General features: G+C 51.1%; 10 protein-coding genes. 5 read left to right on the top strand and 5 right to left on the bottom strand.

Annotation, left to right across the window (positions count from 1 at the left end; all coding sequences use genetic code 11):
* Positions 1-275: 275 nt before the first annotated feature.
* Complete coding sequence (locus HWI92_RS07085; RefSeq protein ID WP_204662075.1) at positions 276-1154, top strand: helix-turn-helix domain-containing protein; 879 nt, start codon at positions 276-278, stop codon at positions 1152-1154.
* A 74-nt stretch (positions 1155-1228) separates the two neighbouring features.
* Here HWI92_RS07085 and HWI92_RS07080 read toward each other — a convergent pair whose 3' ends face one another.
* The gene (locus HWI92_RS07080) at positions 1229-2830 is read right to left on the bottom strand and encodes a DUF4394 domain-containing protein (RefSeq protein WP_229249060.1); all 1602 of its coding nucleotides are present in this window, start codon (positions 2828-2830) and stop codon (positions 1229-1231) included.
* Positions 2831-3062: 232 nt separating this feature from the next.
* Between HWI92_RS07080 and HWI92_RS07075 the strand changes: the two genes are divergently transcribed.
* Positions 3063-3470: a hypothetical protein gene (locus HWI92_RS07075; RefSeq protein ID WP_204662073.1), complete on the top strand. Its 408-nt coding sequence runs from the start codon at positions 3063-3065 to the stop codon at positions 3468-3470.
* A 13-nt stretch (positions 3471-3483) separates the two neighbouring features.
* On the opposite strand, the gene HWI92_RS07070 is transcribed toward HWI92_RS07075, so the two are convergent.
* From HWI92_RS07070 to HWI92_RS07055, 4 genes are all read right to left on the bottom strand, one after another.
* Positions 3484-3849, bottom strand: a complete 366-nt coding sequence (locus tag HWI92_RS07070; protein WP_204662071.1) for a VOC family protein — start codon at positions 3847-3849, stop codon at positions 3484-3486.
* A gap of 129 nt (positions 3850-3978) precedes the next feature.
* A complete protein-coding gene (locus tag HWI92_RS07065) occupies positions 3979-5124 on the bottom strand; it encodes a TlpA disulfide reductase family protein (RefSeq protein ID WP_204662069.1) in 1146 nt (381 codons plus the stop codon).
* Positions 5125-5338: 214 nt separating this feature from the next.
* Positions 5339-6883: a SusD/RagB family nutrient-binding outer membrane lipoprotein gene (locus tag HWI92_RS07060; RefSeq protein WP_204662066.1), complete on the bottom strand. Its 1545-nt coding sequence runs from the start codon at positions 6881-6883 to the stop codon at positions 5339-5341.
* Between the two features lie 33 nt (positions 6884-6916).
* Entirely contained in the window at positions 6917-10096 is a 3180-nt protein-coding gene (locus HWI92_RS07055; protein WP_204662063.1) for a SusC/RagA family TonB-linked outer membrane protein, read from the bottom strand.
* 568 nt (positions 10097-10664) lie between these two features.
* Between HWI92_RS07055 and HWI92_RS07050 the strand changes: the two genes are divergently transcribed.
* The 3 genes from HWI92_RS07050 to HWI92_RS07040 all read left to right on the top strand — a co-directional run bounded on the left by HWI92_RS07050 (position 10665) and on the right by HWI92_RS07040 (position 15875).
* Positions 10665-13229 carry a TonB-dependent receptor gene (locus HWI92_RS07050; protein ID WP_204662060.1) on the top strand — a complete coding sequence of 855 codons (2565 nt, stop codon included), beginning with the start codon at positions 10665-10667 and terminating at the stop codon, positions 13227-13229.
* Between the two features lie 227 nt (positions 13230-13456).
* Positions 13457-14977 carry an FAD/NAD(P)-binding protein gene (locus HWI92_RS07045; protein ID WP_204662057.1) on the top strand — a complete coding sequence of 507 codons (1521 nt, stop codon included), beginning with the start codon at positions 13457-13459 and terminating at the stop codon, positions 14975-14977.
* Positions 14961-15875 (top strand): AEC family transporter, encoded by a 915-nt coding sequence (locus HWI92_RS07040; protein ID WP_204662054.1) that lies wholly within the window; start codon positions 14961-14963, stop codon positions 15873-15875. Before HWI92_RS07045 ends, HWI92_RS07040 begins: the two co-directional genes overlap by 17 nt.
* The last annotated feature ends 6 nt before the right edge of the window (positions 15876-15881 follow it).

Genomic DNA, 15881 nt, shown 5'->3' with positions numbered 1-15881 from the left:
CGGTAATAAATGTCAATATGCTATCAGTGTAAATGCTTGCTCCCGGGTCGATGCAGTTCAGAGGTCTGCCTTGTTTTAATGGAATTATAATGTGTGTTTTTGCAGTATAAATAGTGATTCCGCTGCTTTCCGCCACTTCCTGTAAATCAATCCTTTACTTACGCTGCCATTTTTGTTAATGATATTGTACAAATTTATTGTCGCTTAATCCAGTAAGTTGATGGCGGGTTGATATTTTATAGTACTATATTTGCATTAATCTGAATTTTCAAGATATGAAAGCGACGTATGCCCTTTTGCCCGATTTTGCGCAGGCCCGGAAACCCTTTGTTGTCAAGCGGATCGAGCGGCCGAATTTTTCAACGGACTTTCACTTTCATAATGAATGTCAGCTGGTGTATGTGCTGTCAGGCTCTGGTACGCGCATTATCGGGGATTCCATAGAGCAGTTTGAGGAAGGTGACCTGACCTTTGTAGGGCCCAATGTGCCGCACGTCTGGTACAGCAAGGCGGATGCGGATTACAGGGGAACCGAGGCGGTGTCGGTCGCGCTTTACATTAATCCTGAGGCCGTCAGCGAGAGCCTCGGCGCCCTGATCGACACACAGGAGCTGCGTCTTTTCTTTAAGGATTCGGAACGGGGGATCAGCATCTGCGGTGCCAAAAAGCAGCAGATCACGGATATTCTGCAGCAAATGCCGGAGCAAAAAAACATTGCCCTACTGGCTTCATTTACCCAGATCCTCAACTGCCTGCTGGATCCCGATGAACTGGTGTGGCTGAATGTGCCCAACCTTTTGTCCGTATACAAAGGCCAGGCGCAGGGACGCGTGCACAAGCTCATGCAGTACATCCAGCAGAATTTCAAGGACGATATTACCTTGCAGCAGGCAGCATCCGTGGCGGGTCTGCAGCTTCATTCTTTCTGCCGTTTTTTCAAATCACTAACCCACCGTACTTTTTCCGATTTCCTGAATGAAGTACGCATCGCATTTGCCTGCAAGTTGTTACAGCAGTCGGACCTGCCTGTCACGCAGATTGCGCTGGAATGCGGCTACACGAACATATCCTACTTTAACCGCTGCTTTAAGAAAGTGCATAAAATGTCGCCAAAAGCATACCGGATGATGATCGCGCCGGTTGTTACACAATAAAAAAGCCGTCGTAAAACGTGTTTACGACGGCTAAAGAAATTATTGGCCAGGCAGCAGCCAGCTCTTTTTTTGTTTTATAAACCAAATCCGAGTGCGAGTCCTCTGGAAGGAGCGCTGAACGGATATTTGACCTGCATGGCGCCGGTAGCAAGGTCTACCGAGTAAAAGCTGGTTGTACCGCCGACGGTGAAAATGCCGTATCCGATGCCTGAAACATTGCCGATGTCAAACCCGATATTTGCATCCGCATCTGCGCCCAGTGTCCTGGGCTCAATCAGGATCCCGTCGTTCGGCGGGCTTTGCTTGTACAGGGTATTGGACTGACTGTCGATGTCAAACAGCGTGGTATTGGCTGCCACAACGCCCGGGTAGCTGTTGGTATATGCCACAGCCGTCGCAAATGGTGTCGCGCCCGTCATGCTGCCGATTTTAAGCGGACCATCTACGGTCGTAACTCCGTCGGTAACGTTGATGCGCAGATTTTGGCCGGTGTTGCTGACAACCCTCAGCCGGTCGGCCGCAGGGTTGAAGTCGACGCCGAAAGTAGCCCCGCTGATGGTGACCGGCGTATTATCGGCAAGTTTCAGGCTGGCAAGTTCCGCTGCTGCACCCGACCCCAGGTCGATGCCGTAAATTTTGCTGTCGCTTCCCAGCGCATGCAGCCGTCCGTTGGCCGGACGGATATCAATGCCGTGCAGCATCACGCCAGCCGGCAATCCGCTCACAGCCTTGGTGCCGTATGCTGTTCCCGATGCCGGATCAAAAATGCGGATGCTGTTGGATACGTCCAGCGAATATGCCACCGGCAGTGAAGGAATGGCAATGCCGATGATGTTCACTCCGGCCGGCAAATTCCCCAGTTTCTGAAGCCTGCCCGAGCTGAGGTCAACCAGGTCGAGTTCCCACTTATTTTCAAACTTTACGGATGCAATCGGGTAAACGTCCGCTGCATTGACGTCCGGCGAAATATCAAAGCCACCAACTTCCTGGATGTCCAGTCCCAATGCGCCTACCGCAACGAGCGCACCCGGGTTAGGCGGGTTCTGGATGTAAAGCATGTCCGAAGTGGCGTCAATGTCGTAAAGCGTGGTACCTGCACCAGCCGGAGCAGCCGTAACGCCCGCGCGGCTGTTGGTATAGGCGACGGCCCCCACCTGCGGGCTTGCGGGTCCGTTCAGGGGTGCATCCCCGGGAACTACGGCTCCGGTTTCGGGATGCAGCCTGAGGTTCTGGGCTGTATTGGTCACCACGCGGATCCGGTCGACGGTCGGATTGAAATCGAATCCGATGTGGGTTCCTGAGAGGGTAGTAGCAATAGGTGCTGTGCCGATGCGTGTGGCCTTACCCTGCTGATCACCCGATTTGATATTTACCTGATACAAATTACTCTGTGCGCTGATCGCATAAAGCTGCCCGGTAGCTGGCCTGAAATCAATGCCCGAAAGCACGTCGCCGCTTTCCAGTCCCGTGATGGCGAACGACCGCAGGGGCGAAGCCGTGTTCCGGACATTGATTTCATGAAGCTGATTATTATCCGAAAGCGCGAAAAAGATGCGGTCGGGCAGGGTTTGTTCAGTGGGAGCGACGCGGTGGTCGTCGCAGGAGTACATCAATGCGGAAGTGCCGATTGCCATCGCCAGTCCTGCTTTTGCCACGTAATGTTTAAAACATTTCATTCATGATTGGAGTAAAGTGAGTATTGATTGGAATGATATACGCACTTGTCCGCACGGTGGATTAAAGGGTTGAAAAATATTTTAATTCGCTTTTAATCTCATTTTAATGATTGTTTTTAAAGCATTGAACCAGAATGCTTCATGCACCGCCATTTTGTAGCAGCTCCCTTTTTTAGTTTGAAAAAAAACAGAATCCAGGTATCTTGAGTAGGCTTTCTAAATACTTCCTGTCATGAAATTTATCCTGACCATCATTATTGTATTTGTATACTGCTCACATAGTTTCGGCCAGCAGGCGGCACTGATGTATGACAGCCAGCACGCCGTCACCAAGGACTCCATCGGTGTGATCAAGCGGATCGCATCCCATCCGCTGAGCAGAAATCTGAAAGTTGTTTATACCAACGGGAAGAAAAGAAAGGTCCCCGAAAAGGAAGTATGGGGCTTCCGCGGACGCACGGGCCACCTGTACAGGGTGTACAAGGGTGATGTGTTCAGGGTGATGCCGAAAAAGGATTTTGTCAGGTACGAGCGGCACCTGACAGGCACGCATTACCAGGTGCGGTTCAGCTCAGACCTTGACAGCCCGATGGTATGGTCGAAAAGAAAAGCCAGGAAATACGGTTCTCAGCTGAACTGAACTTTGCCCCGTCCTACTTAGCAAATGCACCGAAGTGCCACAGTACACCGGCCGGATCGTGTACGAAGCATTCACTTCCCCATTGTTCTTTGCGAATGGGAGTAAGCTTCACACCTTCGTACCGAGCGGGCAGATCGAGACCTTCGAGGTACTTCCAGAATTGCTCCACATCGTCAACTTCGAGAAATACCATCGTATTCTCGATCCACTCCCGGGCATAATAGTCCTGCAAGTAAAAAGCCAGTTTCCCGGTCCTGAACAAGGAAAAGCCCGGACCGAGTGTCACTTCTTCAAACCCGAGATCTTTATAAAAACTACTGGAAACCAGGAAATCCTTTGAGCCGATAAACGGGCGCAGCGATGTGGCATTGTTTAGCATTCTTTTCTTGTTTTACGGAGAAAATAAAAATGCTATTTACAAAGTCTGCGTCTAAAATCGAAAAGCTTCACTTTCATGCGGATGATCCAGGACACAATCAGGCACTCTCAGATTGAAATTCTCATTACGCTACTGTGTGGTGATCAGGCTGGCTACCTTTGCATTTACGGCAGCTTCTCCCTGTTCCAGTCCGGTATGGCTGGCCATAAACGTGCCGTCCTTGTCGAAAAGCAGCCAGAGCGGAATGGTATTGAGCCCGTAAGTCTTGTCGAACTTGACAAAGGAATTGTCGCGGCGCAGCAGCATTTGCTGCCACGGCATTTGTTCCTGCTCCATCGCGCGCTTCCATGCATGCTCTTTCGTGTCAATGGACACACTTACGATATTGACCTTGTCTGCGTGTGCTGAAAACAACTGGCGAAGCTGCGGGATTTCATGCCGGCACGGCGCGCACCAGCTCGCCCAAAAAACCACCAGGTTGTACTTTTCATGATCCAGCAGCTTCGTGGCAGGCCTGAGGTCAGGCGTGAAGCATGTTATCTCTGACGGGAATGCATTGCCGGTTTTGTTCTGAAAACTTACATGCTTCACGAGCCGCCGGTACAACGGGGTTTGATGCACGGACTTGTCAAACTCTGACAGCAAGGTACTGACCTCTGCATCGCCAAGACTTTTTTTCTGCCAGTCGAGCTGCTTAAGAAGGTACATGGACGACGGGAACATGCCGATGATTTTCGCATTGGAAGTTGCCGCATCTTTCCCGGCCCCACCGGCAGGTTGAAAGGCAAGCATCCTGAATGCAGCTTCGGTTTGCTTGTTAATGTTGAGAATGCGAAAAGCAATCACTTCCTTTTTCCGGTATGAGGACGAGGTATCTACTACCAGGTCCATGGTTCCTTTGTCGGCATAAAAATTACTCATAAAGGTCTTGCTCCGGTACGGATTCTTGAATCCAAGCATCCAGTAAGGATAAGCGGGATTGCCGGTTGCATACAGGAGCGTGGCCTCAAAAGGCACAAAGTCTGCACCGGTTTTTACCGTAAGGCGGAACTTTCCATCCCTGACAATGGCAGAGTCCAGGAATTCCTTTGTTTCCTGACGACCGAAATATACCTTTTTGCCTTCCAGGTAGGAGTTCTTACGCTGCATATCACCCTGGATCACAATTTCATTCCCGGGAACCTGCCTGAACATAAAGATGACCACCACAAGCAAGATGACCAGTAACGTCAGAAGGACGGGTACCAATTTGAGTTGAAGTTTTACTGCTTTCATAACATCAGTTCGTTTCGTGATGGAAGTGAAAATAATATATAAATTAATTTTATATATAATTAAAAATAGATTTTAAATGATTTTACCGGGGGCTTAATTCATCAGCAAGGAGGCACATGCCGTGGCCTTGGCTATGCAGTAGAAAGGTTGTACGTACAAAGCAAAAAAGCGCGACTCCGTCCGGAGCCGCGCTTTCAAAATAATGGTTAATCCTTTATTTATTCCACCAGAGCGGTGTGGTAATATCGTCGTTGCCCTGTGCCTTTACCGCATTCTGGTAATTGGCAAGATTTACGCTCTGTTCTTTCGGCGGGTAATACAGTCGCTGCGGGACGCCGGTGCCAAACAGCGGCTCAAATTTGTAATCAGTCGTTTGTCCGTTGGCCGTCCTTTTCCAAACAATCTCTCCGGGTTTCACAAGGAAATCAGGATAACCTGTGCGGCGTACCTCGGCCCAGGCTTCGTCGCCCTGGGTGTATAGTGCCAGCCATTTTTGATTGAGCACATTGGCTTTGTCGGCTTTGGGCAATGCGGCTACATAGGTAGTAATATCCGCCTGCGGAACTGCCCATTTTTGCAGCGATGCAGTTACCCCATTCACATACTCCTGCTGGTCCCAGTTTTTGTATTCCGAAATCAGAAATGCTACTTCTGCATATTCCTGCAGCACTTCACCGTAATTGGCTGCATTCACTGCGGTCCCGGGCAGACTTACATCTGTCGCAGTCAGCAGGCCGGCGGCAGCAACCGGTAATCCGTAAGGCTGACCCGCATATTCACCCGCTGCATTTTTGGTTGCATAAACCGCCAGACGCGGGTCCTGCACTTTTACCGTTCCTCTTTGTCCTTTCAAAACATCAACCAACACGTGGGAAACCGCGAAATCCTTGCGGTTGGCCGTCACCGTGGCGCGGTACAAAGGCGCTTCATTGGGCGCCAGCGACTGGTATCTGAAAACGGCATTGTCCGCATTGGAAGTGAAAACACCATTCGCCAGCGCATCTTCAAAATGCGTATTCGACTCGGTGGGTGCAGCCTTGCGGATTCGGGTAGCGACGCGCAGGCGGAGTGAGTTCGCGAATTTCGCCCACAGCTCGTTTTTGCCTTTGTAAATCACATCATAGTTACCGAAAGTAGTCGCTGCCTTGTACTTATTGAGCGTGTCGCCGGCTGCTTTGAGTTCATTCAGGATGTCGAGGTAAATTTTCTGCTGGCTCGCATAAGCCGGGCTCAGGTTCTCGGGATTCTGCTGCAAAGCCTGAAACTCGGGATCGGGGTTTCCGTACGATTGATACGGAATATTCCCGAAAACGTCGGTCAGGTTCTGGAACGTGTAAGCTTTCAGAATGCGTGCGATCGCGATCTGGTTGGCATTCGTTCCGGCTGTACCTGCCGCCGCCACATCTTTCGTGGCCGGGTTTGCATTGAGAATAATGATCTCATTCAGGTTGTTGAGCGCCTTGTACGCATTGCTCCAATAGGTGTCCGAGTAGGAGCGGGGAATATCGTAGCGGGACTGGTCGCTGTAAATATTCTGGCTGTAATACTGGGCGAACAGCTGCGAGCCGCGTAATGAACTGTTTTCGTTGCGGATGTTGTCGATCACCTGTTTTTCTGCATTGAGCAAAATGGTGGTGGTGGTCGCATTGGTCGGACGGTTTGGGTCCTGATTAATATCCCCCAAGTCGTCGCAGGAGGACAGCAAGGCTGCGCCTAAAACCAGTGTCAGGATGCTTTTACTATATATGTGCTTTTGCATGGTCTTCAGATTTTAACTTGTTAATAGTGCGGTTCAGAATTTCACATTCACATTCAAACCGTAGGTAGCCGGCACCGGAATGTTTCCGCCTTCCAGTCCCTGTATGTTGCCGCCGCTGCTGGTGAATTCCGGATCAATGTATTTGCTGGCAGTATAAATGTTCGCCAGGTTACGTCCGTACACGCCGAAGTAGACCGACTTCACCGTTTTGTTGGCCAGCGGCAGGCTGTACCCGAAAGTGATTTCGCGCAGCTTCACGAAGGTTGCATCAAAGATCGTCTGCGGGGTAGGGCCGCTGTACTCGCCACGCGCCCAGGCTTGTGCCGTAATGCGGGTATCGTTGGGCGAAGTATTGCTCACCGAGTAGCTGCCGTCTGCATTGTAGGTCACGGTACCTTTCACACCTTCGAGCACCACACCCGTTTCACGTACATTGTTGGCTGCTGTTTTGTCGAGCACGCCCGAGTACATACCCACTTTATAGGTTTGCGAGAAGAATTTGCCGCCCACGCGACCATCTACCAGGAAGCCCAGGTTGAAGTTTTTGTAGGTAAAATTATTCTGGAAGCCGAACAGGTATTTTGGCAAAACACTACCCAGCGGCGTCAGTTGCTGCCCGCGGTCGTAGGTACCATCGGCTTTGATCACTTTTTGTCCGTCGGCGGCGTAAATGAAATCGTTGCCCAGAATCTGTCCGTAAGGCTGCCCCTCGCGCGCTACTAAGGTAACGAGGCTATTCGCAAGCTGGAATGTATTTACGCCCGGCGCCAGCTGGATCACCTTGTTGCGGTTACGTGACCAGTTGAGGCTCGAATTCCATTCAAATCCACTCGCCCGGATCGGTGTGCCGGTTAATGTTACCTCAATCCCTTTGTTGTTGATCTTACCCGCATTGATCACTTTTGAATCGTAACCAAATGCAGAAGACACCGGGATGTTGATGATCTGGTTGCGGCTCACATTGTCGTAGTAAGTTACGTCCAGACCAACCCTGTTTTTGAATGCCTGCAAATTGATACCCGCTTCCCAGGAGCTGGTGATCTCGGGTTTCAGGTTCTGGTTGTTGAGCTGGTTGGGCAGCCGGTAAGAAGCCAGCCCGTCGAAAGATTGCGTGGCTTCGTATGCGCGCTGCAACTGGTAAGGATCGGTATCATTACCCACCTGCGCCCAGCCGAGACGTACTTTGGCAAAATCCAGCCAGTTGACATCCTTAATTCCATTCAGTTCCGTAAGGATCAGGCTGGTGGTAAGGGAAGGATAGGCGAAGGAATTTCTGCCAGTTGGCAAAGTCGAAGACCAGTCGTTACGCAGGGTTCCGTCGAGGAACAACAGACTTTTCCAACCCGCCGAGAAGCTCGCGAATACCGAATTGATCTGCTTGCGGTATGCATTGGAATTGACAAGTACGGAGCTTGCATTCTTCAAGTTGTAATATTCAGGAATGATCAGCCCGCCCTGCGTCACTGCGTCGCTGATGCGGCGGCGCTGACTCATGATGTTACCACCTGCATTTACATTCAATGAAAAATCTCCCCAGCTCTTGTTGGCCGAAGCCAGCAGCTCGTAGTTGAACTCGCTGAAATTGTTGTTGTACTCCTGGTACTGCGACTGTGTCCTGGAATAAACCGCAATGCGATCCTGGTATTGATACTGGTATACATCCGCATTCACTTTGCCGCTTACTTTCAGCCAGTCGTTGACGTCGTAAACCATCCCGACATTTCCGTAAAAACGGTCGCGGTTCTCTTCCAGGTAACTTTCGTAAGCCGACCAGTAGGGGTTATCGATAAACTTGGCAGCTTCCCCCGCCGGAGTGTTCTGGTAGCCGCTGCGGTTCCAGAGGATCTGCGTTCCGTCCGCGCGTTTGTAGTTTTTCAGCTTGTCGTAATCTACCTGCACCTGTCCCCACTGGAATGCTTCCAGGATAATATTCCGGTTGGTAGCACCCGTCCATGGCCGGCCGGTAGACTGGTTTTTGATGTAGTTAAAGTTGTTATACACCTTCAACTTGCCCAGCTGTGTCGAGCCCGAGAAGTTGATCGAATTCCTTTTCAGGGAAGAATTCGGTACAGTACCTTTTACATTTTTATTGGTGTAGGAAAGGCGGTAGGTAGAATTTGCATTGCCGCCGCTCATAGATAAGCTATTGGTATTCGACACCCCGGTTTCGAAGAATCCATGCACATCATTTTTGGGATATGCCCAGGGTTCAGGTTTCAGGTATTCCGCTGTGTTTTCAGGATCGAGGTTATACCAATGCAACACCGGTGTACCGTCCAGTTTTGGTCCCCAGCTTTCATCTACCGCATATTCTGCGATGTTGTACTCGGTTCCGTTGATGGTTGCTTTCTGGAATGTCGGGTTGAAACCGCCGCCGTACAGTTTCTGGCGTTTAGGGAGGCGCACGATGTTTTCGAACTCCACGCCTGTATTCAGCGTGATATTCACCTTGCTGTTTTCCTTGCCTTTTTTGGTGGTGATCAAAATGACCCCATTTGCCGCGCGGGTACCGTAAAGTGCCGCCGCAGACGGACCTTTTAGCACCGACACATTCTCAATGTCGTCCGGGTTTAAGTCCTGGATCATGTTACCCACGTCCTTTCCGCCCGAGCCCGAGCTGGTGGCCGCGCTGTTCAGGTCCGCATTGTCGATCGGCGTACCATCAATTACGTAAAGCGGCTGGTTGTTACCCGAGATCGAGTTGATCCCGCGCAGCAATACGCGTGACGAACCGCCCATATTGCCGCCCGAAGAGGTTACCTGCAAACCTGCTACCCGGCCCGATAATGCGCTCAGTGCATTGGTCGGCCGCGTCTGCAATGCTTCTCCTTTGATTTCCTGCACTGCATAGCCCAATGCACGTTTTTCGCGGGATATACCGAGTGCGGTGACTACCACCTCATTCAGGATTTTGGTGTCGGGTTTGAGGGCGATGGTAAACTTGTTGGTATTGCCGATGGGAATATCCTGTGCGAGATAGCCGATGAAAGAGATCACCAGAACGGAGGCATCATCAGCCACATTCAATGAAAATGAACCGTCAGCGTCCGACAAAGTTCCTGAGGATGTGCCTTTTACCGCTATTGAGGCGCCGGGCAGGGGACTGTTGTCGTCTGCATCCGTGATGATCCCCGTAATAACACGCTGCTGCGCGCTGGCATAGCCGCCGGTGAGCAGGGTCAGAAAAAACAGGTAGAGAAATCGTAGTTTCATAGATTGCATTATTGTTAGAATGGTAGGAGTTGATTTTGGTAAAACAACATGCTGTCAGCAGCCTTGCAGATTAAAAACAATTAATCAGGTTCTTAGTTCTTGTAAAATTATGTTTGGTGTACATGGCCTTAGCAACAGGTTCTTGCAGCAGGATCAATAAATATTCCGCAAAGGTATTAAAAAGAGATTAAACATTATTTCCTATCGGTATGGTAGAGTAAAAAAATGTTTTTGACTTATTTAAAGATCCGAGCAGGTGAATTGTACCGTGTAGCCTCCTTTTTTCCGGCCTGCCGCGAAAAAGGAACGCCGGGCTTTTTGAATGTGCGGGTAATTCATCCCAGGGTTGCGGAGCAGACACTGAAAACAGTACTCTACCATTTCTATATATTTAATATTTTTGTTTAGCTTTGCCCGCAAACTTTTAAATCCATTTATGCAACCACCGATTATACCTCACTGTTGTCACCAGCTCCTGCTTTACCGGAAAGCTTTGCAGCCGGGTACTACCCAAGCCTGCCGAAGCCTTTAACACCATCAAAAAAATCCCGAAAGAACTACCTCTTGTATGAAGCCATTTTTTAAAACCATCTTCATTTCCAGTCTTCTTCTTGTTTCATTTTTTGCCCAAGCTCAGGATCAGCCCATTATCAATGCAACCGTTACGGGTACCGTGCTCGATGCCACTTCTGATACCCCGCTCGTAGGTGCCACGGTGACCATCAAAGGCACTACCAATGGTGACGCCACCGATGCGAACGGTCAGTTTGAGCTGGTAACAGGCCAGAAACTTCCATTCACAGTGATCGTCTCTTTTTTAGGGTATGCCAAAAAGGAAGTGGTGGTAAACGGCGGCAATATCACGATCAAGCTTGATCCCGCTGCGGGCAAGCTGGAAGACGTCATTATATCTTCACGCCGCCGTCAGGAATCGGCCCAGGAAGTACCTATCCCCATTTCGGTAATCAGGGGATCGGCCGCCGAGGACGCAGGCGCATTCAATGTGAACAGGCTGAAGGAGCTTGTGCCTACCGTGCAGCTTTATGTATCCAATGCACGCAATACCACGCTGAACATTCGCGGATTGGGCTCCACCTACGGACTTACGAACGACGGGATAGACCCTGGCGTCGGGTTTTATGTGGATGGGGTGTACTATGCACGGCCCGCTGCCACCGCGCTCGACTTCATTGATATTGACCGCATTGAAGTTCTCCGTGGGCCGCAGGGTACCCTTTTTGGTAAAAATACCACTGCCGGCGCCTTCAATATTACAACCCGCGCCGCCAGCTTTGATCCGGGCGGCAGCTTTGAGCTGAGCTATGGAAATTTCGGATTTGTGCAGGCAAAAGCCTCCGTGACCGGCCCCATCAGCAAAAAGCTCGCAGCAAGGGTTTCCTTTACAGGTACCCAGCGCAATGGTTTGTTTTACAACGTACATACCCAGCAGCCGATCAACGACATCAATAACCTCGGGGTACGCGGCCAGTTCCTGTATACTCCCAGCAGCAAGGTGGCTATTACGGTCATCGGCGACCTTTCCGATCAGAAACCCAATGGTTATGGCTGGCCCGTAGCCGGTGTGGTGCCTACGCTGCGCCCTGCTTACCGCCAGTTCAACGCGATCATTGCAGACCTGGGTTATTCACTTCCTTATAAAAGTGCATTTGAAAGAAAACTCGACCTGGATACACCTTCCAAGGCCGATAATCGCCTGGGCGGTGTTTCGGTAAATGCGGATATCAAAATCGGGAACGGTACGCTGACTTCCACGTCGGCCTGGCGCTACTGGAAGTGGGTGCCGCTCAACGACCGCGACTACATTGGCCTGCCCGTGTTCACGATCTCGTCGGGGAACTCCGTACATGATCAATGGTCGCAGGAGCTTCGTTATTCAGGACAAATTTCGCCCAAGCTGAGCGGGGTAGTAGGGTTGTTCGGATTGTGGCAGGACCTGAAATCGGATCCGGTCCAGACGGAAGAAGCGGGATCGGCACAATGGCGGTTTGCGCAAAGCTCTACCAGCGAGCTCTGGAAAACACCGGGCTTGTTTGACAACTTCGGGATCCGTACCACCAACCGCATCAAGAGCACTTCACTGGCGGTATTTGCCAACGTTGACTGGGCGGTCACCAGCCAGTTTCATATACTGCCCGGCGTGCGCTACAACTACGATAAGAAGGTTGTAAACTATAAAAGGGAAACGTACGGAGGTTTGCAGACCACCGATGCAGCGCTGCTGACGCTGAAAAAAGGTGTTTACTCTGATCAGGCCTTTGACACGGATTATGACCAGGGTAACTTCTCGGGCCAACTATCCGCCCAATACCGTCCCAGCACGCGGTTCAATGCATTTGCAACCTACTCGATTGGTTATAAGCCCATCGGTGTGAACGTGGGTGGTCTGCCTACCGCAAATGGTGCCATCCTGCTGGACCTTGCAAACGTAAAACCGGAGCATGTGGAGCATAAGGAGCTGGGATTCAAAACCAAGCCTACTGCCAACTCGATCCTGAACCTGACCGTGTACCGCTCAGACATCCGTGATTACCAGACTCAGGTACAAACGCCTGAACCGGGTGTGAACCGTGGCTACCTGGCAAATGCAGAGAAAGTACGTGTACAAGGGGTCGAGCTGGACGGAAACGTTCGCTGGCCGCATTTATCACTGAACGCGGCAGTAGCGTACACCGACGGTAAGTATGTGAAATTTGCCAATGCGCCCGTACCGCTGGAAGAAGTAGGCGGCCCGCAGGCTTTCAAGGATGTTTCCGGCGGGGAACTTCCGGGTATCTCCAAATGGTCGGGCTCCGTGGGAGGTGAGGTAAATACCAAAGGAACGTTCCTGGGACTCAAAGGCAACTATTTCCTCGGTGTTGACGTGTTTGCCCGCTCCAAGTTCTCATCAAGCCCGTCACCTTCGAAGTACCTGAACATTGACGGTTACTCACTGACCAACGGTCGCGCGGGCTTCCGGGCTTCCAATGGAATTTCAGTTTTTGTCTGGGCAAGAAATATTTTCAACAAAGACTACTACGAGCTGCTTCTTGCAGCCCCGGGCAGCTACGGGCAATATGCCGGTATCGTAGGCGACCAGCGAACCTACGGCGTAACGCTGAGGTATTCGTTTTAAATCCTGGCTGAAATACGCGGCTCGGGCCGCAGACGGCGGCACCCTCTTCCAGGGTGCCGCTTTTTTGTTACCGCGCAGTTTACCCGGTGGGTTCCAGCTTGCACCGGGGGAGTATTTCTGATGTCGTGATTACTCAGGCTTGTGCTGTAATGCCTTAGCACGGTTCTTTTTACTTCTACTTAAACCTGCAATGCAGGCTTACACAACAACGAACAGGAACATACATAATGAGTTTGACCAATATTGCGATTATTGGCGGAGGTGCGTGCGGCATCTCGGCGTACATTGAGCTTTTTCTGCAACTCCGCATCGCTTCTCGCCACCAGGAGGTAGGCATCACAATCATCGAGGAAAACGAAGAGGTAGGTAAAGGCCTCGCCTTCGGTACCAAAGAGCCCGGCCACATCCTGAACACGCAGGCGGATCTCATGGGTATCCATTTCAGCGAGCCTGAGCATTTCAGTGAGTGGCTTATCCGCCACGAGCAGCGCGTCGGACATGAAGTGGTGGACAACCAGGGCCGCGACGAAGCATTTACGACCCGCCGGCTTTACGGTGACTATCTGAAAGAGCAGTTTGACCATTACTTTGCCCTCGCCAAGGAAGAGGGGATGCAGGTAGACGTGATTCATGCCAGGGCGCTCAGCATCACCAAGTCGGGAGAGCAATTTGAGATCCGCCTGTCTGATAACCGTAAACACCAGTGCGACTTTGTGGTACTGGCACCCGGCACGCCGGTAGCGGATAATTATCCCGAGCTGAATGACAAGGAAAACTACTTCGGTTCGCCCTGGCCATCAGACCCGATTCTCGCCAAAATTCCCAAAGAGGCCGATGTAGCAGTACTGGGATCGAGCCTGAGCGCGATTGATGCATTGATGACCCTGGCCGATAATGGTTATACGGGTAAAATCCGCTGCTACGCCCTCGACGGACTCATGCCTCGCGTGCAGCCCGACAAGCAGGCGGTGGTAGAGCGCAACTTTATCACACTCAAAAACCTGCACGAAATACAGCGAAGCAAGCTCAGGAACCCGACCGCCAAAGAGGTGTTCCGGTTGTTTATTCAGGAAGCGGAGAACTATGCAGGCGGCAAAATCGACTGGAAAGCTGTAAGCCGGGAAGATAAATCTGCGCAGGAGCGACTGGATGAAGATATCGCCATTGCCCGGGACGGGGGCGATGCACTCATCAACATCCCGTATTCACTCAGGTACGACAGTTCAGAAATGTGGAAGTGGCTGGATGCGGATGAGAAACAAAAATTCAAGAAATGGCTTGGGCGTTTCTGGGCGATCAACCGGCACTGCATGCCCCTCTACAATGCGGAGCGCGTGGCCGGTCTGTTTCACGATAACCGCCTTGAAGTTTTCAGTCACCTGGAAGATGTGCAGTACGACGATGATCAGGAAGGCTTTTGTATGAAGTACGGCAAAGGTGAGGAGGCATTTGAAAAATACCTGATCAATGCTACAGGGCCTGCTTCTTCGGTAAAGACCATGAAGTCCGAGCTGATGCAAAGCCTGGCTGCCGACGGGCTGGTGGAAGCAGATCCGGTGGGGGGTATCAAGGTAAATACCGAAACCATGCAGGTGATCACGGACAATCAGGTCAATCCTCATTTTTATGCCATCGGTCACATTACCAATGGTGTACTGCTAGATGTGAATGCAGTATGGTTCAATGTAAAAATGATTGGCAAGCTCTGCCGCCACCTAACCGGCCAGATCCTTGGAAGAGCTTCTTAAAGTGTACGGCAAGCTCCTGCCGGTAATGGCATTCATCGCGGTAGGGTATTTTGTAGGAAAGAAATTCAATTTCAAGTCGGAGTATATCAGCAAGCCGCTGATCAATGTGCTGCTGCCGGCACTCGTGTTCAGCAACATGCTCGACGCCGAGCCCTCCAAGCTGCTCGTGCTGCCGGTGCTGACTTTCTTGCTGGCTTTGTCCATGAACTATGTGGCCAAAGGTGTACACAAGAAAATCGGCAGCGATACCGATCCGCTGCTGCTGCGCAGTTCTTTTTCTTTTTTCAACATTGCATTTTTTGGTATCCCCATTGTCACGGCCATGTTCGGGAAGGAAAGTGTAAGTGTCTTAATCTGCATTTACCTCGGCTCGGCCCTGTATGGCGATACAATCGGCTACTACCAGGTAGCGCGGACCAAGTTCGACGGCAAAAAAGCATTGACGGAAATGCTGAGTATTCCTTTCCTGTATGTATTCGTGGCCGGGGTAATCTGCAAGCTTGCCGGTGTGGAAACGCCCGAAGCGATAAAGCCCGCGATCAGTGTAGTCAGCTTTACGGTTTCGGCCCTGGGTATGATGATCGTCGGTTTCCAGCTGGCCGATGTAGACTTCCGGAACATCCGGTTCGGCTACTACCTGAAACTGATGACCGTGAGGACCCTGGCTGCTGCTGCCATCATGGCCGTCATTGTGCTGGCTGCGCATTTCATCTTCCAGAGTCTGGAAAAAGACGACTATACCATGCTGGCCCTGGTGCCTTTGTTCCCTATTGCAGCTAACGTAACCGTATTTGCAGCTTTCCTGAAAGCAGACGAGGAACAGTCTTCGATCCTTGTGTTTCTGTCCATGCTTTTGTCGGTATTGCTGGTGTCCGCCGCAGTGCCGATCCTATCGTGAGGACAG

Source organism: Dyadobacter sandarakinus, from assembly GCF_016894445.1.
GTDB classification, from domain to species: domain Bacteria; phylum Bacteroidota; class Bacteroidia; order Cytophagales; family Spirosomataceae; genus Dyadobacter; species Dyadobacter sandarakinus.
This window is presented reverse-complemented; position numbering and strand designations above follow the sequence as displayed.